The sequence below is a fragment of the Natrialba sp. PRR66 genome (assembly GCF_034808065.1).
Classification (GTDB): Archaea; Halobacteriota; Halobacteria; order Halobacteriales; family Natrialbaceae; genus Natrialba; species Natrialba aegyptia.
In genome coordinates this window covers 133,216-154,091 of record NZ_JAXHGN010000005.1, presented here as the reverse complement: position 1 = coordinate 154,091, position 20,876 = coordinate 133,216, and the positions used below count along the sequence as shown (strand labels likewise).

At 58.1% G+C, this 20,876-nt stretch carries 22 protein-coding genes; 12 read left to right on the top strand and 10 right to left on the bottom strand.

What is annotated here, in order from left to right; translation table 11 throughout:
- Position 1: 1 nt before the first annotated feature.
- Positions 2-2,503: a DNA gyrase subunit A gene (gene gyrA / locus SM755_RS17765; RefSeq protein ID WP_323173826.1), complete on the top strand. Its 2,502-nt coding sequence runs from the start codon at positions 2-4 to the stop codon at positions 2,501-2,503.
- Between the two features lie 743 nt (positions 2,504-3,246).
- Here the strand turns inward: gyrA and SM755_RS17760 are convergent.
- Positions 3,247-3,780 carry an Rrf2 family transcriptional regulator gene (locus SM755_RS17760; RefSeq protein WP_323173825.1) on the bottom strand — a complete coding sequence of 178 codons (534 nt, stop codon included), beginning with the start codon at positions 3,778-3,780 and terminating at the stop codon, positions 3,247-3,249.
- Positions 3,781-4,031: 251 nt separating this feature from the next.
- Positions 4,032-4,712, bottom strand: a complete 681-nt coding sequence (locus tag SM755_RS17755; RefSeq protein WP_323173824.1) for a metal-dependent transcriptional regulator — start codon at positions 4,710-4,712, stop codon at positions 4,032-4,034.
- Between the two features lie 175 nt (positions 4,713-4,887).
- Here SM755_RS17755 and SM755_RS17750 point away from each other — a divergent pair, with 175 nt between their 5' ends.
- Positions 4,888-6,057 carry an NAD(P)/FAD-dependent oxidoreductase gene (locus tag SM755_RS17750; RefSeq protein WP_323173823.1) on the top strand — a complete coding sequence of 390 codons (1,170 nt, stop codon included), beginning with the start codon at positions 4,888-4,890 and terminating at the stop codon, positions 6,055-6,057.
- A 164-nt stretch (positions 6,058-6,221) separates the two neighbouring features.
- Here SM755_RS17750 and SM755_RS17745 read toward each other — a convergent pair whose 3' ends face one another.
- The 5 genes from SM755_RS17745 to SM755_RS17725 form a co-directional block, all read right to left on the bottom strand.
- Positions 6,222-6,929: an acyltransferase gene (locus tag SM755_RS17745; protein ID WP_323173822.1), complete on the bottom strand. Its 708-nt coding sequence runs from the start codon at positions 6,927-6,929 to the stop codon at positions 6,222-6,224.
- Positions 6,930-6,966: 37 nt separating this feature from the next.
- Positions 6,967-7,818 carry a hypothetical protein gene (locus tag SM755_RS17740; protein WP_323173821.1) on the bottom strand — a complete coding sequence of 284 codons (852 nt, stop codon included), beginning with the start codon at positions 7,816-7,818 and terminating at the stop codon, positions 6,967-6,969.
- Between the two features lie 304 nt (positions 7,819-8,122).
- Positions 8,123-8,383, bottom strand: coding sequence for a HalOD1 output domain-containing protein (locus SM755_RS17735; protein ID WP_323173820.1), 261 nt, complete (start codon positions 8,381-8,383; stop codon positions 8,123-8,125).
- A 169-nt stretch (positions 8,384-8,552) separates the two neighbouring features.
- Positions 8,553-9,032 carry an Lrp/AsnC family transcriptional regulator gene (locus SM755_RS17730; RefSeq protein WP_323173819.1) on the bottom strand — a complete coding sequence of 160 codons (480 nt, stop codon included), beginning with the start codon at positions 9,030-9,032 and terminating at the stop codon, positions 8,553-8,555.
- 331 nt (positions 9,033-9,363) lie between these two features.
- Positions 9,364-10,449 carry a site-specific integrase gene (locus tag SM755_RS17725; protein ID WP_323173818.1) on the bottom strand — a complete coding sequence of 362 codons (1,086 nt, stop codon included), beginning with the start codon at positions 10,447-10,449 and terminating at the stop codon, positions 9,364-9,366.
- 640 nt (positions 10,450-11,089) lie between these two features.
- Between SM755_RS17725 and SM755_RS17720 the strand changes: the two genes are divergently transcribed.
- Positions 11,090-11,344: a winged helix-turn-helix domain-containing protein gene (locus SM755_RS17720; RefSeq protein ID WP_323173817.1), complete on the top strand. Its 255-nt coding sequence runs from the start codon at positions 11,090-11,092 to the stop codon at positions 11,342-11,344.
- A 54-nt stretch (positions 11,345-11,398) separates the two neighbouring features.
- On the opposite strand, the gene SM755_RS17715 is transcribed toward SM755_RS17720, so the two are convergent.
- Positions 11,399-12,190, bottom strand: a complete 792-nt coding sequence (locus SM755_RS17715) for a hypothetical protein (RefSeq protein ID WP_323173816.1) — start codon at positions 12,188-12,190, stop codon at positions 11,399-11,401.
- Between the two features lie 344 nt (positions 12,191-12,534).
- Between SM755_RS17715 and SM755_RS17710 the strand changes: the two genes are divergently transcribed.
- Positions 12,535-13,041, top strand: coding sequence for a type IV pilin N-terminal domain-containing protein (locus SM755_RS17710; RefSeq protein ID WP_323173815.1), 507 nt, complete (start codon positions 12,535-12,537; stop codon positions 13,039-13,041).
- A 14-nt stretch (positions 13,042-13,055) separates the two neighbouring features.
- Here the strand turns inward: SM755_RS17710 and SM755_RS17705 are convergent, their stop codons facing one another.
- Positions 13,056-13,241 carry a hypothetical protein gene (locus SM755_RS17705; RefSeq protein ID WP_323173814.1) on the bottom strand — a complete coding sequence of 62 codons (186 nt, stop codon included), beginning with the start codon at positions 13,239-13,241 and terminating at the stop codon, positions 13,056-13,058.
- A gap of 121 nt (positions 13,242-13,362) precedes the next feature.
- Between SM755_RS17705 and SM755_RS17700 the strand changes: the two genes are divergently transcribed.
- From SM755_RS17700 to SM755_RS17670, 7 genes are all read left to right on the top strand, one after another.
- Positions 13,363-13,794 (top strand): hypothetical protein, encoded by a 432-nt coding sequence (locus SM755_RS17700; protein ID WP_006826076.1) that lies wholly within the window; start codon positions 13,363-13,365, stop codon positions 13,792-13,794.
- 18 nt (positions 13,795-13,812) lie between these two features.
- A complete protein-coding gene (locus SM755_RS17695; protein ID WP_323173813.1) occupies positions 13,813-14,352 on the top strand; it encodes a hypothetical protein in 540 nt (179 codons plus the stop codon).
- Entirely contained in the window at positions 14,352-16,313 is a 1,962-nt protein-coding gene (locus SM755_RS17690) for a hypothetical protein (RefSeq protein ID WP_323173812.1), read from the top strand. Before SM755_RS17695 ends, SM755_RS17690 begins: the two co-directional genes overlap by 1 nt.
- Position 16,314: 1 nt before the next feature.
- Positions 16,315-16,896, top strand: coding sequence for a hypothetical protein (locus tag SM755_RS17685; RefSeq protein ID WP_323173811.1), 582 nt, complete (start codon positions 16,315-16,317; stop codon positions 16,894-16,896).
- Complete coding sequence (locus tag SM755_RS17680) at positions 16,893-17,705, top strand: hypothetical protein (RefSeq protein ID WP_323173810.1); 813 nt, start codon at positions 16,893-16,895, stop codon at positions 17,703-17,705. The genes SM755_RS17685 and SM755_RS17680 overlap by 4 nt, the downstream gene beginning before the upstream one ends.
- Positions 17,698-18,864, top strand: coding sequence for a hypothetical protein (locus SM755_RS17675; RefSeq protein WP_006826071.1), 1,167 nt, complete (start codon positions 17,698-17,700; stop codon positions 18,862-18,864). Before SM755_RS17680 ends, SM755_RS17675 begins: the two co-directional genes overlap by 8 nt.
- 185 nt (positions 18,865-19,049) lie before the next feature.
- Entirely contained in the window at positions 19,050-19,433 is a 384-nt protein-coding gene (locus SM755_RS17670) for a hypothetical protein (RefSeq protein WP_323173809.1), read from the top strand.
- Here SM755_RS17670 and SM755_RS17665 read toward each other — a convergent pair.
- Positions 19,430-19,684, bottom strand: coding sequence for a hypothetical protein (locus SM755_RS17665; protein WP_323173808.1), 255 nt, complete (start codon positions 19,682-19,684; stop codon positions 19,430-19,432). The two genes, SM755_RS17670 and SM755_RS17665, sit on opposite strands and share 4 nt — an antisense overlap.
- A gap of 555 nt (positions 19,685-20,239) precedes the next feature.
- Here SM755_RS17665 and SM755_RS17660 point away from each other — a divergent pair.
- The gene (locus SM755_RS17660) at positions 20,240-20,689 is read left to right on the top strand and encodes a hypothetical protein (protein ID WP_323173807.1); all 450 of its coding nucleotides are present in this window, start codon (positions 20,240-20,242) and stop codon (positions 20,687-20,689) included.
- Positions 20,690-20,876: the final 187 nt, after the last annotated feature.

Sequence of the window (20,876 nt, the reverse complement as noted above, 5' to 3'; positions counted from 1 at the left end):
TATGAGTTCAGACGTACCCGATCCGACAGACGTAGAGGCTCGTTCGGTCGAAAACATCCGCATCGAAGACGAGATGGAACAGAGCTACATCGACTACGCGATGTCCGTCATCGCAGGTCGTGCGCTCCCGCGCGTCGAGGACGGTCTCAAGCCCGTCCACCGGCGCATCTTGTACGCGATGCACGAAATGGGCGTCACCTCGGGTTCTTCCCACCGCAAGTCTTCCTCGATCGTCGGGGAGACGATGGGTGACTACCACCCACACGGCGACAGCCCGATCTATGACGCGATGGTCCGGATGTCCCAGGACTTCTCGATGCGCTACCCGTTAGTCGACGGCCAGGGCAACTTCGGCTCGATGGACGGCGATCCGCCGGCCGCTCAGCGATACACCGAGGCGCGGATGTCCCCGATTTCCGAGGAGCTACTTGCCGATATCGATAAGGACACGGTCGACTTCTCCGCGAACTACGACGACCGCCTGCAAGAGCCCGAGGTGTTGCCCTCGGCGTTTCCGAACCTCCTGGTCAACGGTTCCTCGGGGATCGCCGTCGGGATGTCGACGAATATCCCGCCGCACAACCTCGGGGAGGTCATCGACGCGACGATCGAGTTGATCGACGACCCCGAGGCGACGGTCGAGGACCTGATGGACCACGTGAAGGGGCCGGACTTCCCGACCGGGGCGAATATCGTCGGCCGCGACGCCATCTACTCCGCCTACAAGACCGGCCGCGGGCGCATCCGCGTCCGGGCCGAGTTCGAAGTCGAGGAGTGGCAGTCGGGCCGCGAGCGCATCGTCATCACCGAACTCCCCTTCCAGACCAACAAGGCCCGCCTCGTCGAGCGCATCGCTGAGGACGTCAACGAGGGCGATATCGAGGGGATTTCGGACCTGCGCGACGAGTCCGACCGCGACGGCGTCCGCATCGTCGTCGAGTGCAACCGCGGCGCGAACGTCGACGTCGTCAAGAACAAACTCCTCGAGAACCACTTGGAGAAGACCTTCGGCGTTATCAACCTCGCACTGGTCGACGGCCAGCCACAGGTACTCTCGCTCAAGGAAACCTTAGAGGAGTACATCGCCCACCGCCGCGAAGTCGTGCGCCGACGCAGCGAGTACGACCTCGCCGAAGCCGAGGAGCGCGCCCACATCCTCGACGGACGGCTGACGGCAGTCGAAAACGCCGAGGATGTCGTCGACCTGATCAGAAACAGCGAGACGCGCGACGACGCGAAGGCGGCGCTTCGGGAGGCCTACGAGTTCTCCGAAGAGCAGGCGACCCACATCGTTCGGATGCAACTCGGCAGTCTCACCTCGATGGAAGCCGCCGAGATCGAGGACGAGTACGAAGACGTGCAAGCCGAGATCGAACGCCTGACGACGATCCTCGAGAGCGAGTCTGAATTGCTGGGCGTCATCAAAGACGAACTCCGCGAGATCAAAGCCGAGTACGGCGACGATCGGCGCACCTCGATCATCGAGGACCAGGGCACAGTTACCCACGAGGACCTCATCCCCGAAGAAGAGGTCGTCGTCGTCATGACCGAAGACGACTACGTCAAGCGGATGCCGATCGAGACCTTCGACCCCCAGGGTCGAGGCGGCAAAGGGATCATCGGCGCGGATGTCAAAGAGGACGACCGCGTGTCGACGGTCTTCCGCGCAAACACCCACGACTACCTGCTCTGCTTTACGAATCAGGGCAAAGTCTACCAGCTCAAAACCTACGAAATCCCCGAGATGGGCCGCACCGCACGCGGAAAATCGGCGGTCAATATTCTCGATCTCGACCAGGGCGAGGACATCACGGCGATCGTCGATACCGACGCCTTCGGCGACGACGAGTTCGTCACGATGGCGACCCGGCACGGCTACGTCAAGCGGACCGCCGGCTCCGAGTTCGATAACATCCGCTCGACCGGGATCATCGCAGCTGACCTGCAGGAGGGCGACGAACTCGTCGACGTCGAGGTGACCAACGGCAGCCAGGACCTCGTCATCGCCACCGAAGGCGGCATGACGATCCGGTTTGACGAGGACGAAGTCCGGTCGATGGGGCGCAACGCCCGCGGCGTCAACGGCATTGAACTCGAGGGCGACGATGCCGTTGCCGGCTTGGTCGCGACCGACGAGGGCGACGAGCAGGATCTGCTGACCGTCACGCGCAACGGCTACGGCAAGCGGACGCCGTTGTCGGAGTATCGCACCCAGTCGCGGTACGGCAAGGGCCTGATCGACATCAAGACGGGGGACCGAAACGGACCCGTTACAGCCGCGAAGGCGGTGTCGGAAGATGACCAAGCCGTGCTCATGAGCGAGCGGGGACAGATCGTCCGCACGCGCGTCGACGAAATTTCGGAGGTCGGCCGCAACACGATGGGCGTGATCGTGATGGACGTCGAGGCCGACGATGCTGTCGCAAGCGTCGACGTGATTCCGGCGTCAGTGGGCAAGACGGACGACGCAACCGAGGCGGCTGAAGCGGACGCGTCGAACTGATCCCCATCCGACGGGTTGTTGATTCCGCGTTTGGATTGGATTGGGGATTGGGGACCGCTGTTTATCGTTCTGAACTCGTCGCAGATTCCCGTGAGCGTGCAGTACGGACCCGATACGGCGTACCGCACCGGTACGCGAGATGGGCAGTACGAGTCTCGGTCGCTCCGAACGGAAACTATATCAGTTCGGTCCAGTATTCGACGGACAGTGGTCCTGCAAAGATGGGTCCCCGACCGGACACCGACGTGGACGGACGTGCTCGTAGCCTGTCTCGTCCTGGTGTGGATCCCGGTCAATCTAGCGTCCCTAGAGACGATTTACTGGGGAAGGATGGCAATCGGGTTCGTCGTCGGTGTCATTTCATTGGGCCCGGTCGCTGCGTCACCGATTGGCAGACGTATTGGAACCTGGTTTCGAGAAATCGGCGCAACTGGACGAGCGATTGCGATCGTTCTCTTCGCCGTCGCGGTGCTGATCACTGGACAGCGAGTCGACGTTCCGAGCGAACACGTAACCAGCGCCGTCGGTGGTTTCATGCTAGCTTTACTCGGATTCACGTTCGCACACGTGGCATTGGCGGACGAAATTAGTGGATGGAAAGCTCACTGAGGGGAGGCCGGCCGATAAGACGCGTTCACCGGAATGCGGTCGGCTCTCCGACGCATTCGAGTAACAGTAACAGTCGCGTCGCTGTGCGGAACGAGAAAACGGCAGATGAGAGAACGAGTTCGTTCTGTGACCCCTCAGTGTGCGGCTTCTTCGGCGGGAGCAACCATGTCTTCGATACGCAGAATGAGGATGTTGTTCGTGTCGTCTTTGCCGTCGACACGGCCGTCGATGAGGAGCTTCGAGAGCGGCGTCGGGCCGACGGTAACGGCGTCGTCCTCGTGAATACCGCTGATAGCGCCCTGCAGGTGGATCTCCGCGCGACAGAGTTCAGGATGGTGAACGCTCGAGAGGTCGATCTCTTCGACGATGACGTCGGTGATCGGTTCGCCCTCGTGTTCGATCGGCACGGAGGCCGGATCGTCCATCTGCTGGATTTCGAGCGCTTCGAAGGCGGCGGCGGTCGGCTTGTACCCGCCCTTGGGGCCGGGGACACCTTCGACGAGCTGGAGCGCCTTGAGACTCTGCATCTGGTTGCGGATGGTCCCCGGGTTCCGGTCTACCTGTTCGGCGATGTCCTCGCCTTTGATGGCGTCTTCGGATTCTTTGTGGAGATTCGTCAGTGCACGCAGGATTTTCTTCTGACTGGGGGTCAGCTCGATTGATGACATAGCGGATTATTCGTAGTTGAATTCCTTAAACCCGGCGGGTACGGTCGGCCGTTGAGTCGATTTTGACGTGCGAAAACATACCAGTATAATCTCAAACGACCGAACAGTGGACATGAGAGATCCGCACAACTGCGGCAGCGGATTCGTGGCGAAGAGAACACGAGCAGAATCGCACAAGCCAATTGTGAGTGAGCGATTAGGGGCACGGGTGCGGGAGGATATCGAGAACTAACTCGACTGCAGGCTCGTCGTTATGACTCCGCTTGCGGGAGGGATGTAACGCGGACGTGATGGGCGACACCCTCCGGTAACGAAACGTCGTCGACGGTCTCGCTCGACCGTGCGGTAACCATTCCGAATGGAGCGACTTCGAGAATCTCGAGTTCGACGCCGGGTTCGACGCCGTGAGTGGCGAGATACGACAGGACTTCCGGGTCGTGGTCGGCGACTTCTTCGACGACGACGACATCGCCCTCGGCGAACTCGGTAACTGACTTGCCCGCCGAGCGGTCGGGTGGTTCGAGATCGGCACTCGGAATCGGCGAGCCGTGTGGATCGACCTCCGGTTCGTCGAGGGCATCCGCAACGCGGGCCTCGAAGTCCTCGCTGATGTGGTGTTCGAGACGATCCGCCTCGGCGTGAACTTCGGACCAATCGTAGTCGAGATGTTCGGTGAGGTAGGCCTCGAGCAGGCGGTGGTGACGGACGACTTCGAGGGCGACAGTTTCACCTTCGTCCGTGAGCGTGACGCCGCGGTACTTCTCGCGGTCGACCAACCCGCGTTCCTCTAGTTTCTCGAGCATGCTGGTAACGGTCGGCGACGTGACCTCGAGTTCATCGGCGATCGCGGAGGTCTTGATCCGTTCCTCGTGCTCGCCCTGGAGCTGATAGATCGCCTTGAGGTAATCCTCCATCACGTCGCTCAGCATCATCGTACACCGATTTAGATCCATCTAACCCTAAACCTGTCGACGACAGCTCCCTCGTCGAGTTCGGGATGGACCGACCATCACGGCCGGCACGGTTGCGTCACCACACCATGACAACGAGAAACACACTGATACGAGTTCCAACACCTTTGTATCGTAGTGTTTCAGACTGTGAGGTATGACTGAAAACGTCGTCGTGCTCGGTGCCGGGTACGCTGGTACCGGCGCGATCAGCAAGCTCCAGTCGGAACTCGGCGGCAACGCACGATTGACCTGGATCGCTGATGTCGACTACCACCTCGTCTTACACGAGTCCCATCGCGTGATCCGTGACCCGGACGTGCAATCTGACATCACGTTCCCCGTTACCCAGGTTGCCGATCCGTCGACCCGATTCATTCAGGACGAAGTCGTCGGCCTGGATACTGACGACCAACTCGTCGAACTCGCGGATAGCGATCCCGTCGAATACGACTACGTCCTCGTTGCGCTCGGCAGCCAGACCGCCTACTACGGCATCCCCGGGCTTGAGGAACACTCACTCACGCTGAAAAGCCTTGACGACGCCCTGGAAATCCACGACGCCGTCAAAGAAGCAAGCCAGGACGCCACCCGCGGCGAACCCGCACAGATCGTCGTCGGCGGTGCCGGACTTTCCGGCATCCAGACCGCCGGCGAAATCGCCGAGTTCCGCGATGCCCACCGCGCACCGATCGAAATCCACCTCGTCGAAGCGCTCGACGAAATCTTCCCCGGTAACGACCCGGAAATCCAGCAGGCCCTCCGGGACCTTCTCGAAGACGCCGGCGTTCGCATCCACACGGACGACCCGATTACCGAAGCGACCGACGAGGTCATCGAGTTCGACGAAGGCGAGCCACTCGACCACGACGTACTCATCTGGACCGGCGGCATTACCGGCCGCGACGCACTCGACGACGCTGCACTCGAAAAGGAACACAACCGCGTCAACGTTGCGGCGAACTTCCAGACCTCCGTCGACAACGTCTTCGCGATCGGTGACTCGGCGCTCATCGACCAAGGCGACCAGCCCGCGCCGCCGACCGCACAGGCCGCCTGGCAGGCCGCCGAGATCGTCGGCGAAAACATCTCCCGAGCGATCGAAAACCGCCCGCTCAAAACCTGGGAATACGACGACAAGGGTACTGTCATCTCCGTCGGCGAGAAGGCAGTCGCTCACAAAGTCAAACCGGCCCTTGGTATCTCACTGCCCGTCGACACCTTCGGTGGCGTCCCCGCAAAGAACCTGAAGAAGATGATCGCTGCCCGCTGGATCGCCGATATCACCTCCTGGAACGAAGCCCGCAAATCCTGGTCGGCGCTGTAGGCGACGAACACTCGCTACTCGCAACCCGTCACTCGCTACCCGTCACCCGCTACCCGTCACTCGCTACCCGTCACCCGCTACCCGTCACTCGCTACCCGTCACCCGCTACCCGTCACCCGCTACCCAGCACACATCACCGCCCGCGCCGAACTCGATACGGCCGATTACGTGTTGCTTGATTCATCGTTCTCTTCGGCGTCTCCGGATCCATCGCCGTTTCCGTGATCTCCGTCCACACCACCCGTTTGTCCCCACTCCGTTCGCTTTTGGTCTGCCGTGCACTCTGTCTGACCCTGACTCCAACTCTGGCTCTGACTCTGAGTCTCACCCTGGCTCTCACTCTCACTCTCACCTCCCATCTTCCGCGCCGGTACACCCGCGACGGTGGTCCCCGGTTCGACATCCCTCGTCACCAACGAGTTCGCCGCGACGCTTGCACCCGCACCGATCTCGACGCCCGGCAACACGATCGCCCCGGCACCGATCATTGCTCGCTCGCCGACGACGATCTCACCCGTCCGATACTCGTCCTGCAAGAACTCGTGACAGAGCAGCGTTGCGTCGTAGCCGACGATTGCGTGTTTCTCCATCGTGATCAGTTCCGGCCAGAAGACATCAGGGGTCGCCTCGAGACCCCAGGAAACACCGGGTCCGACGGTAACGCCGAGTCGGCGCAAGCACCAGCGCCGCAGGCGGAGGCTCGGAGAAATGCGAGCGAACCAGACGAAGAGGTAGTTGAGCGCAACCCGAAGCGGGTGCTTTGCGCTCGTCCAGTGAGCGAGCGAGTTCCGAACACCGGGCGTGGGGTGGCGTCGAATGCGGTCGTGACGGGAACGGGAGTTATCGGCGGTCACGTCTGGGTTGTCGGTCAAGTACTACAAGAAACTGACCGATCCTCACATGAGTCGCTCACCGGCCGCTGTCGGGTTGCGTACTGGCCGAACTGTCATCCATCGCGTCGGCTGGCGTTCGATCAGTACGGGGGCCAACCAGGTTCCGGAACGCCTCGCTCGAGAGTTCACATCGGTAGGCCGGCTTGAAGAGCATGTTCTGCCCGCCCGCGCGGACGTTCCATTCCGTTTCGATTTCCTCACGAAGATAATACTGTGCTTGTACGTTGCCCGGTTTGACGTAGTACTCGCTGAGACGGATGGGATAGCGGTCGAAGAGACCACCTGGTTCGCGGCCGGCGACGATCACAACCGGTTTGTCCTGCCGATAGAGTTCACCGTCTCGTTCCCGTGCGCGTTTTACGTGTGCGTTCTCCGGGTTGGCTGCGAGAATCGCCTCGCGATCCGTCTCGCACATTTCGGGGGTGATAACGGCGACGCTATCGACGGTGACGTATCCGATCAAGTACCGGTGTGCGCGATCTCCCTCCGGGCGGCGGAGGCCGGCGTAGAAGCCGACGATATCGCCCGGTTCGAGCGATCGAAGACGGGAGACGTAGCCGTTGGATCGATGTTCACCGTAGGTTAGCGCCTCGAAGTTCGGATCACGGTGCAGCGGCCACTCCGCAAGTGCAGCGCCAGAGACCGAGTCAACACCGTTTCGGATCGGTTGTGGCTCGATCCGAGTCGTCAGGTCTGCGGCGGCCCGATCATCGTAGCGGAGGGTCCACGATCCAAGCGTCGCTGTCTCGCTCGTTTTACGGGTCTTCTCCGGAATCGGAACGTATTCGAAGCGGCCATCGTCGTACAGCGGCCCAAGTGCACCGAGATTCGTGCTGTCGGCCCCGATCCCAGCGAGTACGACTGTCATCAGTTCCTCTCAATACGAGCAGTGACTGATTAAATTACTCGATCCACACTACCGGCGAACGCTTTTCCTGTAGACGACCGTGTCTATTCTATGGCGTCCAGAACGCCCATCGAATGTCCACTGTGCCGTGAATCTCCGGTGCAAGAGCAAGAACTCGAGGAGCATCTCGTCTCAGCCCATACGAAACGAAAACTCGCAAAATTCGTCGCCTCGGAAACGCGAGCGATGGACGAGGGGGATATTTCTGAGTGAACGACCACGCGGAAGCGAGAAAACAGCCACGGCCCCGACACCGACAGGCAGGTCACCCATACGAGGTGATCGAAACCGAGCCTCCCGCATCGACCGCGACGCGGTACTCGCAGTATTCGAACGTGAGCCGTCCGGTGGGGCGTGAGTGTGTCGGTGTCGATCCGAAGAGACCAGTGATCGCAGCGGGATCGATGGTCTCGTACAGCGGCGGCAACTCGGTCGCATCACACTGTTTCCGTTCGGCGACCGCCTCGACGATTTTCGTACAGAGTTCGTCTGTCTCTGGGGGATGAGTCTCAGGACGGGATGCCATAGCTGGATACCAGAACTCGACGGCCATAAGAATGATCCCAGCATTCTCGATAGCCTGTCCTGAAGTGATTATTACTGCGCTTTTCGAAGGAAAGGATCAAATAGGTCTGTTAGACAAGACCGTCGAAAGCAACGCGACGAAGAGATAGTGCCGGTACAGACATCGCGTCTCACTTCTTGTCCGCAAGCTTCTGTCCAAAGTGATTGAACGGTTGGCGAAACTCCGCCTCGAGAACCTCCGATCGGCTGATATCGAGCCCGCACTCTTGTAGCGTCTTTGCAATCTGAGAGATATCACCTGTACTTGTCCCAACGGCCTCAACGTGGAGGTTTTGGTCTCCGGCAAGCAGTTTGCGAACAGTTACGACTCCATGCTGATCGAGCACCTCCTCAACGAACTCGGTCGTCGGCTGGGTTTCGGACGTGCACGTAAACAAAATGTGGAGCTCGAAGCCCGCCGTTTCGTAATCGATATCCGGAATATACCCCTCGAGAACCCCCTGTTCTTCGAGTCGATCGATTCGATTTCGAACGGTCCCCGCAGAGACCCCGACTGCTTCAGCGATTTCAGCTGCCGTCGCCTCCCGTGCGTTCTGCTGGAGCAGATACAGAATGCCGCGGTCAGTCTCATCTAATACGTCCTGTGCCATGGGGCGTCTACGGATGGAACGTCGAAGGAACTTGTGATAACAGCGACTAGACGAACCGTTCACCAATTGCGTTTGCAGAGTGATAGGGCGACGGAATGGGTTCTAATCACGTCTCAAGGGTACAGCAAGCGATTAGTTACGGCGCGATGGTCACGCCGCCCGCCCCTCTTGTATTGTCTGCTATGTAGAGATATACCGAAACCGAGAATTGGTTTTTCGGGCGTTTCAACCCCCTGAACCGCCAGGAGTTGAACACTTAGATAATTTCGAGTGGGACCGCCGAGGTCAACAATTCGCCTTTTGCGCACGCTACTCTGATCGATGGTTGTACTCATTCTGAATCCTCCGTAAGGAACTCGCGGCGGGATTGCATCCGCCGAATCGGGTCGGGGTGGTCGTAGTGCTCCCTGATCACTTCAGGGGTGGCGTTCACTCTCTCGGCAACAACTTCGGGCGGCCAGCCCTGGTCGCGCATGTGCGTGATCGAACCGGTACGCAACGGGTGCGGGGACCGGCTCGAGGGACACCGCGCTTCTTTCCCGTGTTCCAGGGCTTCGCAGTTCGTCGTGTCACGATCGTGCGGACAGCGACCCCACCGGCACGGCTGCGTCAGAATGTAGATCTCACGCCGGATACTCGACTTCGATACCCTGGCGTTGTCTCCCTTCTCCGTCGTGAACAGCGGCTGGCGGTCGTTCGAACCGGGTCGATGAACCCGGTTCACGCCGATATACTCCTGTACTCTGTCCGCTACGTCCCGATCGATTGCAACCGGGCGCTCTCCCTCTCGTTTGTTCTTCAGCGGCGTTTCCGGTCGATTCCGGAAGTAGACAAACGGAACCTCAACCGCATCGAGGGCGGCACCCTCGATGTCGTCCTGATGCCGAAGCCGCTCGAGGTCCGACTCATCGAAGAAGCAATCGCCGAGGTCGAGCGCGCGAAGCCCACCGAGTCGGCACCCGGTGTGCCAGAGCAGTTCGAACATCGCCTGCCGGCGAGACGCGCGCTCGTATCGGTGGAGGTTCTCACGGATCGTTGCGGCGCGATCGGCGGATAGCAGTTCGTCGTTGACCCGTTCGGCCAGGTCAACGGATGGGACTTCGACCTTCGTCGGAAGCCCAGCCGGGACTGCGTCGATCCGTTCACAGAACTGGATGAACTGCTTGAGAGTACCGATCTGGTTGTTTAGTGTCGATACTTGTAGCCCATCAGCGCGACGGTGCGAATCGAACTGGAAAACGTCGCGACTAGTGAGGTCGTTCAGATTATCGATTCCCTCTTTTTCACACCACTCGAGGAACGGCTTCAACCGGTAACGGTAGCTCTTTAGCGTCTCGTCGGCCCGCGTGGACTGTAACCGATCGATCCACATGTTGACCGCTTCGCGCGGCGCCATCGGCTCGAGGTCAGTTCTCATCGATTCACCCCGGACGCGCAGCTCTGGTTACAAAATGCGATACGCTTACTGTGGTCGCGTGTCTGGTTCGTCATGGTCTCACACTTGTGGGACCGCGGACTCACCGTGCGCGCCGTTGATTGGTTCTCGGGGGCGCGCGCGGTCGCTGTCCGTCGGTAGATTAGAGCGAAGGGACGGGTACTTCTTAATCGTTGCAGGGTCGTTTCCGATTCTTTCCGATAAATCAGTATACCTGAATTTCGGCCGTTCTGGACACTCTCGCGCGTTTCCGATAATTTCCGATTCTTTCCGATTCCGTTTCCGGAAGTGGTTCTGAACTCGTTTGGCTCGGCCGTGGGCTGTGGGCCGTAGCCTAATCGATACTGCCGATCGGGGGCTTTATCCCCCGTTACGTCGAGCGATTGCATGCTTCCGTAGCTGAAATACGGAGGCCAGGCGGGCCGATGTCCCAAGCATCGGGTCCGCGTTTCTGACGAGAACCCGACCGGGTACCGGCGGGTCCGTCTGACTTCCGTTGCTCCGATCCAGACACGGGGGGAACTTAACTCTAACCCAACAATCCGTGTTCTACCGAACACCGAACGTAATTTGGTGAAACAGGTTTCGCTATCTGTTAAATGCGAGACTACGATGAGCGGGTATGCGTCCGCGGGTTGAGTGGATGAACCAGACCGATAATCGGATTCTCGAGATACTCGATGAGTCCGATCTCATTCTCTCTCCCGCGGTGACAGCGATCAATTTAGATTATTCGCGAAACTGGGTTTCGCGACGAATGAGCAAGCTCCAGAAGGCTGGCCTCATCGAGAAGGTCAACGGAAGCTACTATCGAATTACTGACCGTGGCCGGGCGTATCTCACGGGAGAACTCGACGCCGAGGAGCTAGAAGAATAGACCCGGGCACTTGGTGTAGCTACGCTTTCGCTTGTGGAAGCCGGTTCAATCGTACTACCGAACTGTGCCGAGCGACCGAGCTGCGTCAGCCGAGATCGTGATCGATTCCTCGCCGCGTGTGACGCCGCCGCCTGCAATCTCGTTGATGAGCGCTGCCAGTCCAGACAGGTACGAATCGTTTCGTTCCTCGGTGATCGTCAGAGTGTCCTTCCCGTCGTGATAGACGGCCCGGTTCTCAAGATACGCGTAGACAAACGTCTCACTGACCTCTTCGGAACCGGCCACGAGATAGCTCGGGAGTGAGAGTTGCTGGCTGGTTTTCGGCCCGACGGGAGCACCGAGTACGGCAAGTACACGCCCAAGGACAGTCCCATCCGCTGTTGGACGAGCCTCATCAGCGCGACCGTCCCGATCATCGACGATCTCGTAGTCGACGCCGACCAGCTCGAGTGCATCGATCACGTGCGAGTCCGCGCCGTAGTGGTTCAGCGCGAACGAAGGTCGATAGTACTGTTCGGCAATCGCGCCGCCCGAGAAGATATTCGCAACCAGCGCGTTCAGCCCGGTGAATACATTGTCATTGAGTGTGCACTCGAGCCACCCATACTCGCGTGCGGTGTCGATCCCGTGGACGACATCCGGTGCCCCACCGTCGTCGATCCAGGTGCGAAGCCGACCACGCGGAAGATCCAATGCCGACGCGGTAGCGCCTGAACCGGCATCGTGTGTGTTCGCATAGCGGGTTGCCTCGCGGTACTGCTCGACCGCTTCCCACGCGTTCTCGTAGGCCCCGCCGTCGTAGGTGCGCGCGAGATCGCGAGCGGTCACGAACACAGTCCCTGTCATGTGGAACTCGTAGGACTGAACTGGCTTTGGTATTACCGTTCTCTCGTCAAATCCCCAAACCGCAAGAGGGAGTCGGTTCAAGGGGGTGCTGTAAGGTTTCTGCGGACCACTGATTATCAGATCTGAAACCCATGGAGTTCCTGATGTGACCCAAAAGAGTACACTATCGATTAGTTATATATACCGGTACTCTACTGGTTGCTATCAGCACCAGAAGACGACGAGAAGACGACGATCGAGGATACGATCTCCAACCCCCTCGAACGTCACCGGGTGCCTACCAGGGTTTCCGGAATAAGTCTTCTCACCGTTGGTGGGTGCGCAAACGAAATCCAAAGCAAACAATGGATCTTACAAAATACCGCGCCAAGCTGATTGGCAACGAAGAAGAGCGCGCAGTATCGCCCGTTATCGGGGTTATCTTAATGGTCGCAATCACTGTCATTCTCGCAGCTGTGATCGCGGCATTCGTGTTAGATATGGGTGACAGTATGGGTGATGGACCGGTTAATGCCGTTGTTGACAGTGATATTGACTACCAGGATGGTGAGATTGTTCTCACGCTCTCTGATACCGGTGATGCAGATAAGTTCTTTGTCCGGTCAGATACTAACGTATTCAATGATGGTAGTAGTGCTGTTGATAAGTCAAGTATGTTTACGTTTGATGGAACCGGAGATTCTATCGACTTAACAGACGAATCTGATCTTGATGGCTCCACAAATTATGATGCAGGCTTCGACAGAAGTAACGGTGACACTGCTGAATTAAGAATTATCGCTGTTTCCGGAGATAGTGAAAGTCAGATAACTACATTTGATGTAGAATACGACACTGAGCCGTCACCATAAACACGTAGAGGTTATTACTCTCTAATTTCTTTAATAAGTTCAAGTTTCCATTCGCCGTCGTCGACATGGCGGATGTGGATCTGATGCTCGTCTTGTAACTCGCCGTTCTCGTCGAGCAGTCCTTCAACACGGAGATCGTCTTTAGGGAGCGTCACGCCGAGCGAGTTCTGATCGAGTTTTCGGAGTTTGTTCAGTGCCATATCCGGCGGGCAACCCGCCTTCGTATAAAGGTTGGTGACTATCGGCGATACCAAGGTGTCACCAAGGCCGTGCCACGGTTTTGCTGAGGTTTTCGTGCAGGGGGGTTCCAGGCGGGGAAGTATGGCACTCAGCCTACCGCAGAAGTACGTTCCCGACACGATTCGTCGGGAAGACGGTATTGATCTGACGGACAGCATCCTCGCGCCGATCTTCGTCCTGGCGTCGTTCTCGATCGGGGCGGTCGGCACACTGCAGTTCAGCGAGCCGCTGAACCTCTCGCTCTCGGACGCGCTCTATGCCGCCCACGGGACCGAGGTCACCTACGCGTTCATCATTTCGATGGGTGTCCTGGTGATCGGATGGTTGACCAACGAGAACACGCCTGAAGACTATACCGAGGTCGAGACGGTCGTGATGCTGCTGGCGGTGATCCTGAACGTACTCGGGGCGCTGGTCCCGGCCGTCGCGATCGCGCTCGAGTCGATGTGGTACGTCGGCTGGTTCACCGTCTTCCTGAACGGAGCCGCGTTCTACCTGATTGCCTACAAGTAATCGATACGGAGGCTTACAATGGAATTTTCGAAATCATACACGGTCGCAGTCGTCACAGCACTGGTACTCGTCACGATCAGCGTTGCTGGCTTCGCTGGCGTTGCGGCCGCCCAGAATGACGAAATCGAGAACCGCACAGTCGAAACGAGCAACGAAACCGAATACGTCGAAGCCGACATCGTTTTCGCGAATAGCTTCGAGAACACATCGAGCGAAACGGCCGAGTTGACCGTCTACGACGCATCTGAGTTCAACCAGAGCGGGGCCAGCGCGACGCCCGTCCTGGAAGACTCCTGGACCGTCGACCCGAACGCCACGGTCACCGACCAGTACAATCTGAACTCGACTGTGTTCTCAAGCGGGAGCGAGTATCGGGCCATCCTGACGGTCGGGAACGAGAACAACGTTGACAGCGCCTACGTCGCGGCCGATGACGAGTCGATCGGTGGCGGCTGGTTCGATGGCGGGCTCGACGGGTCGCCCGGCTTCGGGGCATTCGCCGCGATCTCGGCGATCGGCGTAGCACTAGCCACTCGTCTGCGCGCGGGAGGTGCCTGATGTCGGCCGGCCCACAGCCCACGGATCACGAGGTCGAGTCCGGCGAATCAGTCTCACTCACTCGACGTGACCTGTTCCGCCGGACGGCGGCTACCGGGACCGCCCTAGGCGGCATGATGCTCGTCGGCGATCGGGTTGTTCCCCAGTTCTCTCCGATCGGGAGAGCGCGAGCGATCGCGCTGGCGACGGCCGCGACACTCGCGTCGGGTGCGGCGATCGCGGGGATTGTGGTCGGCGCGATCGCAACCGGCAGCGACGATTCGACCGAGCAGATTCTCGAAAAGCGGTCGAATGAGCTCCATGATCGGATCTGGACGGATGCGAACGAGATGCAAATGGTCCAAGAACCGATGATGGAATCACTGGAGGGAGACGTGTCGTCGCTCCGGCAACTATCCCGTTCGGATGCTGCATTCGAGATTATGCAGGCTGCCTCCGATGAGGCGGGGGAGTCAACCGCTCAATCGAACGCGAAGGATGCCGTGCGGAATGCGTTCGCGAAAGTCGAGGCGAACTTTTTCGACGCCTATTCGGCGCAAGTGACGAAAGTCCTGAACCGATCTCCGCTAGTCGCGGACGACTCGAATCTCGAGGTTTTCGACGTGTTCCGATGGGTCGGGAATGGAGACCTCGAGTCGAATTCGGAGGAGATTACCAAGGAATCGACATCTACGGACTACGAAGGCACTGCTGAACTCGTCAATGGCGAGACTCACCCGGTGTCGATCATAAACGTCGGGACCGCTGGATCAACTCTTGTCCCGTGGTCGGAGGCATCTGGATCAACCTCCCCGTCAGTCAGTCCGCTCCAAAACTTCGATGCTGACGGGAATTACACCGGATCGGCCTCCAACTATTACTGGGGCCTGACAGCGAAAGACCGTGAGTCAGGCAATACCATCGATATGCTCGACTCTTATGAGTGGTGGAAAATTCACGACGAGCTTCTGACGATTCTCGACGACGAACTGACCCACGTCGAGACGATGGTCTCGAACCTCTATCAGCCCGCGGTCGACGGCGAGATAGACGTGCATTCGATTTCAAGCGGTTCGGCGATCCTTGAGGAAGCCCGCGACGGCGACCTGTCGAGCTGGAAGGAAGCCGCAGGGATCTTCCGGGCGATGTGGATGGGCGAGGCCAGCGACGCCGCGGTGATCGAACTCGAGAACGGCGTCCAAATCGAGGGTCAATTATTCTGGACAGATCCGGCAGACGAAGGACTGCCGGTAGGAGACTCAATCAACCCCGATAACACGATTGGTCGTCTCTACATGGCTGGAGAGTTGCGGACAGTCCCTGAGACGCAATCAAAGACGGCAACAGTGACGATAACAGTTGTCGATGGGGCAGGGACTGCGATATCGGATGCTCTGATCGACGTGAAGGGCGGCGATACCACGCACTCGGTCAACTCGGACGGAGAGGCGACGATCGATGTCTCTGCAGGCCATACGACGTTCTACGTCACCGACGAGGATGGGACGACCTCGGAAACGGCCGTCTCGATGGACATAGCTGACGGAGACTCTGTTCAGATCACTCACGACGGGTCTGACTCATCTTCGTATCAAGTTGATCCGTTCGCGGACGACACGATAACGCCAGAGGACGAGGGGACGGTTGTCGTACCCCATCTGAAAGACTCGTTCACGGTTCTCGGAGTTAACGAGAAACCGGACGCCAAGTACCTCGAGTTCAACGTGCCCGATCAAGTCGAGCCGAGTGACGACTTCCAGACGTACAAGGAGAGATCCGAGGACGCGGCCGACCGCGAACAGGAGACGCGCGAGGAGACGACGAAAGTCATCATCGAGGAAACAGGAGGTGATGGTGGTCTCGGACTGCCGACGTTCTTCGGTGGCGACGGCGGTGGATTGATCGGACTCGGAATTATCGCCGTCGCTGTGCTCGCTGTCGTCGGGTTCGTGACCGACATGATTCCGGGACTGGGTGAGTGAGATGAGACGGATTTTCGTTTTCGTAACAGTGGCAGCGGTGGCGCTCGCGATGGGCATGGGCGTGGCGGCCGTCCCGATCGCGGCGCAGGAGGACCCCGGCAACACGAGCGACCAGGGCAACGAGTCGCTCGAGGACAACCAGACGACAGCCGAAGCGACCGACGAGTATCTCCAAGAGATCGACAGCGGCACTCGGATCACCGACTGGGAATACGCACCAGGAATGTTCACGATCGAGATCGAGGCAGAATCGGAAACAGAAGTGTCGATGACCGAAGCCGGCGACTTCGAAGAGGGCACGGGGAGCTTCAACTACCAAGAGACGGAGTTAGACGAGGGATCGAACACGGTCACCATGCCGGTCACCGATCGGCAGGGAACGGGCGTCGCGATCGCGACGCGACGATCACTCCAACAGGGGACTGGCGCGTTTGTAAGTGTGGGCACGGCCGAATCGAATCCCTTCCGCACGTTCGGCGGTGAATCTGGGTTATTTACCGGCGTCATCATGACGACCGGACTCGCGGCCCTCGGTGCCGCGTACGTCGTCCGCAGCGAGGAGAGCGGAGTGATCGAGACATGAGCGGGGACACGAGTTCAACGTTCGGCAGCTGGTCGGACCGGTTGACCTACCTGCTTGCCGAAGGCCAGCTACTCGTGGCTGGCATTGCCGTCTCACTCGGCGCGGCGCTACTCTGGATTCGCCCGGAGATCCCAGGAGTGCCGCCAGTTACGAAGGGAATCTTCGCGGCACTGTTGCTTCTTGGGCCGCCGCTGCTCGGGCTGTTCGTTACAGGAGCGCGTCGGCTCCGCAACCGGAATATGGTCGAAGTGCACCACATCAACGCCGTCGACGATGTCCGCCGGAAACTGTACGTCGAACCAGGCGTGTGGGATGAGAAGACGGTCGAGGGACCGTCTCCGTACCGCTGTAACGACGAATCTGCATACGAGGTTCGAGAGTTCGACTGGCACCCGGACCAGGGTAAGAACGGCACGCTCATCGTTACCGGATGTTACTTCTCGCAACTCTCAGACTCGAAACTGGTCACGGTGAAAGCCATGCTCGAGGACATCCACGGCGAACTGGTCGAGACGGCAATCGCCTACAACAAGTTGCGCGGGCGAATCAGCCGGATGGGAATCGAAATCGAACGCGACACGATCAACGCGCACGCGGAGGCGGACGAACGCGGGTTGATGACCCAGAAGACAAGCGTGAAGGACCGATTCGAGGCGGCCGAGGAGGACGCCAACGAGTGGAGTAGCGACGAGATCAGCGACCTCGGCGAGTACGAGCAGGAGTTTGATCCGACAGACCCTGACCCCATCACGTTCGATCAGGAAAGCCAGCAGGCGGCTGCTACCGATGGAGGGCCAGCACATGACTGATGACAATGCATTACACGTCACCGGAGAAGCACGGGAATATCAGGATGGCTACGGAGAGCGAGAGAACCGCGAAATCGCCGACCACGGCGGTATCGTTCGAGACGAAAATATCTCTCGAGCAATGTCGGTTCGATCGATTCACTACGATCCGACCGACGCCGACCGGCCAGACAAGATGCCCGGTCAGTGCAAAGACCTCGAAAAGCACCGTCAGATCCGGCTGGTAGAGGGAACTGAAACCTTCCGAAGAGCGATGGAAAACGGCGATATGCCGACTATCAAGCACATCGTCGGAGACACATCAAAGCGAGCGGACGTGAGCGGACTGAAGGCGATCGGAACAGTGGACGAACTTATCAACGGCCCGGCCCCGGTAATCGTCGTCTTGGGCGAGATGGGCGCGGGAAAGACCGACTTCGCCTGTTTGCTCGCACAGCGGTGGCGAGCGCTCCATCAGGAGAACTCCCTCCTCGGGACGAACATCCAGTCCCTCGAGGAGAAAGACCGCTGGGTAGACGACGACGGCGACGTACAGGACGGCTGGATCGGAGACTACGGTACACTCATGGAATGGGTCGAGCAAGACGGTGACCCACTTGAGCACAGCCAACGAGACAAACTGTACATCGGCGACGAGTTCTCGAGCGCCGCCAGCGGGACGGGCAAGCAGGGACATGAGACGCGGAAGAAAATGGCCCCGCTGGTCTACAAGATCCGGAAGTACGGCGGTGCACTCATCTACATCGCACACGGCGAGCGGTCGATCCATCCGATGCTCTGGCGCGTCGGGACGATCGTCAAGAAGGTGAGCAAGAAGAAGGCCGTCATCGCCGACTCGATTCGGAACGCGCAACTGGCTGACATCGAGGGAGAGATCGAAGGCGTTCCGCCGACGGACTTCCGGTACAACACGAAGGAAGCGAGCGATTGGAGTTGGTCGCAGTACGGCGACGAAACCGAGGAAATGGAGGCGGGTGAGGCGGCCCGACAGACGGCAATCTGGACCGTCATCAGGTGCAAAGAGGAGGGAATGCCAAACCGCGAAGTCGAGAAATTTGTGCCGTACAGCCGCGAATGGGTCCGAACTCGCTGGAACGAATATCGGGAAGAGGGAAAGCACGCTGAAACCCTTGGCAAGGTCGAGGAGGTAATCGCATGAGGGCGTCCAGTTGGCAACCTGCCAACGGCAACAGCCACCCCTTTACTGTAGCTATGGGCGCGGCCCGACAGGGCCGCGTACCGCAGCCCATCGCCTGCTATTCGTTCCCGACACCAAGCGGAGAAATAAATAAAGATGCGCGACGAGCGCGACGCGTGAACAATCGGAGTATCGATAGGTGAGAAATGAACCGATCGAAACGCGCGAACCACTTCGGCACAGCGTGTGAGAAACGGATGGCGAAAAAGCGGCGCTTCTCTCTCGAGCGGGCCAGCTGGCACGACGCGCGGTTTCAGAACGGAACGCCGGTCGAAATCAAATCGACCATGCTCGAACACTCAGACGGCCAGCCGGGGAATTTCAAGGTCTACAAAGCCTATCACGACACGTTGCGTCGACACAACGGCTGGTATTGTTTCGTCGTCTACCGGCCGCATGGACAGTCCGGCTGCACGATCGTCAAGGACAAGATGTGCAAAGCGTCGAATCTCCCGCTGCTCACGTGGCACGGCGGTGGCGATCACCGGGACACGAAACAGGCGAAAATCTCGATCGACTCTATTTTTTAATCGGTGTCGACGACGATCTCGGTGTCGACCTCGAAACTCACTGCTCTCGTCGATAGTGTCTCGGCGATCTCCCGGCGCTGCTCGAGGGTAAGATCATCACGGGCGAGTACCTGGCGAGCCGCCTGGACGAAATGCGGCACGTCGTCGCAGGCACTCACGACCGCTTTCGTCTTGTTACAGTCGTAGAAGTCGGCTGCACGTTCGATAGCGTCTCGTCGGTACGCGTAGTCACCGTCCGTTCGGATTCGCATACTCGTACACACGACCCCCGAAATCCTAGTTTTTTCGACTCACTGAACGGCCCATATCGGCCCAAACCCGGACGAACCTGTCGGCCCACCAGAGAAGAATTCTATCTCGTGGTGTCGATCGGCCCGGAATATGCACACGGTCTGCTCGAACTCGTGTGCATATTCGGGAAACCGGTTTTGCCGACGTGCAACCCCGAGGGGGGACGGAGGTAGGAAGAAAGGATAGAGAGTGGGAATTATGATTTATATACCTTCTATAATTACAAACTGGTGAATGATCGCAGAACCGGAAATACTTGGAACGTTAGTCAACTTAATCACAATCACACTACCGAAGAAAGCCATTCATAACTCGAGATAATGAATTCAGTAGGCATATTTTTGTTATTTTTGGCAACTCCATTTATGTTGTGTTTTATAGCAATAATTCATCAGGGCATTCTTGATTTGCGACCTCGAGTAGAGAATAAAAATGAGAAAATAATCAGGAATTATAAACACAAAGACGAACTTCCGACCAACGTATATGTTAAACTACTAAAGAATCCACAATTCGTGCCAATACTGTCAATCATGGCCATAGCCCTCATATTAAGCCCAATAATAGATTACATACCGATATCAGACGATCGATACTCGACATTTGTTCAATTTTTCGTAATATCTTTTTCAGCGGCAATGTTAGAACGTGGTGCGGAAAAACTCATAAGATTTATTGATGAATATTTGGCTAGAGAGACCGGTTATTTTTGGAAGATAGTGTTGAAAGGGAGTATCGTCCTACTATTTACATATTTTGCCTTCATTAATGAAAATATTGAACTTGTGGGTGGTGCCTTATTGTTTTTCTATGGTACAATATTCGTATCTTGGCATGCCTTGTATGAAATCGATCATAGTACAAAACAGATTATTATTGTAATTTCATACACTATCTTGCTTGTGTTATTTACATCGCCTATATTATTAGCAGTACTAGATCAACTCTTATCGGCTTTCCTTTGACTGAGAATGTCGCATGACACTATGTCTGGCACTAGCTTCACTGATAAACCCTCGTAGGTATATCTGACAATCACGGTTATCGAGGTCCTGACTCATCCTACCAATGGGGAAGCGCCGCTCTACTGTCTTGAACCGGCCGACTGATCTTTGCGCTAGCGCGGCACGCGCTCTGCGCGCCGCGCAATTA

Bases quoted from the DNA above. Each gene is read 5' to 3' on its own strand.
- gyrA (WP_323173826.1), top strand. From the start codon at position 2: ATGAGTTCAGACGTACCCGATCCGACAGACGTAGAGGCTCGTTCGGTC.
- SM755_RS17760 (WP_323173825.1), bottom strand. From the start codon at position 3,780: ATGTCATCAATCGAGCTGACCCCCAGTCAGAAGAAAATCCTGCGTGCA.
- SM755_RS17755 (WP_323173824.1), bottom strand. From the start codon at position 4,712: ATGATGCTGAGCGACGTGATGGAGGATTACCTCAAGGCGATCTATCAG.
- SM755_RS17750 (WP_323173823.1), top strand. From the start codon at position 4,888: ATGACTGAAAACGTCGTCGTGCTCGGTGCCGGGTACGCTGGTACCGGC.
- SM755_RS17740 (WP_323173821.1), bottom strand. From the start codon at position 7,818: ATGACAGTCGTACTCGCTGGGATCGGGGCCGACAGCACGAATCTCGGT.
- SM755_RS17735 (WP_323173820.1), bottom strand. From the start codon at position 8,383: ATGGCATCCCGTCCTGAGACTCATCCCCCAGAGACAGACGAACTCTGT.
- SM755_RS17730 (WP_323173819.1), bottom strand. From the start codon at position 9,032: ATGGCACAGGACGTATTAGATGAGACTGACCGCGGCATTCTGTATCTG.
- SM755_RS17725 (WP_323173818.1), bottom strand. From the start codon at position 10,449: ATGAGAACTGACCTCGAGCCGATGGCGCCGCGCGAAGCGGTCAACATG.
- SM755_RS17720 (WP_323173817.1), top strand. From the start codon at position 11,090: ATGCGTCCGCGGGTTGAGTGGATGAACCAGACCGATAATCGGATTCTC.
- SM755_RS17715 (WP_323173816.1), bottom strand. From the start codon at position 12,190: ATGACAGGGACTGTGTTCGTGACCGCTCGCGATCTCGCGCGCACCTAC.
- SM755_RS17710 (WP_323173815.1), top strand. From the start codon at position 12,535: ATGGATCTTACAAAATACCGCGCCAAGCTGATTGGCAACGAAGAAGAG.
- SM755_RS17705 (WP_323173814.1), bottom strand. From the start codon at position 13,241: ATGGCACTGAACAAACTCCGAAAACTCGATCAGAACTCGCTCGGCGTG.
- SM755_RS17700 (WP_006826076.1), top strand. From the start codon at position 13,363: ATGGCACTCAGCCTACCGCAGAAGTACGTTCCCGACACGATTCGTCGG.
- SM755_RS17695 (WP_323173813.1), top strand. From the start codon at position 13,813: ATGGAATTTTCGAAATCATACACGGTCGCAGTCGTCACAGCACTGGTA.
- SM755_RS17690 (WP_323173812.1), top strand. From the start codon at position 14,352: ATGTCGGCCGGCCCACAGCCCACGGATCACGAGGTCGAGTCCGGCGAA.
- SM755_RS17685 (WP_323173811.1), top strand. From the start codon at position 16,315: ATGAGACGGATTTTCGTTTTCGTAACAGTGGCAGCGGTGGCGCTCGCG.
- SM755_RS17680 (WP_323173810.1), top strand. From the start codon at position 16,893: ATGAGCGGGGACACGAGTTCAACGTTCGGCAGCTGGTCGGACCGGTTG.
- SM755_RS17675 (WP_006826071.1), top strand. From the start codon at position 17,698: ATGACTGATGACAATGCATTACACGTCACCGGAGAAGCACGGGAATAT.
- SM755_RS17670 (WP_323173809.1), top strand. From the start codon at position 19,050: ATGAACCGATCGAAACGCGCGAACCACTTCGGCACAGCGTGTGAGAAA.
- SM755_RS17665 (WP_323173808.1), bottom strand. From the start codon at position 19,684: ATGCGAATCCGAACGGACGGTGACTACGCGTACCGACGAGACGCTATC.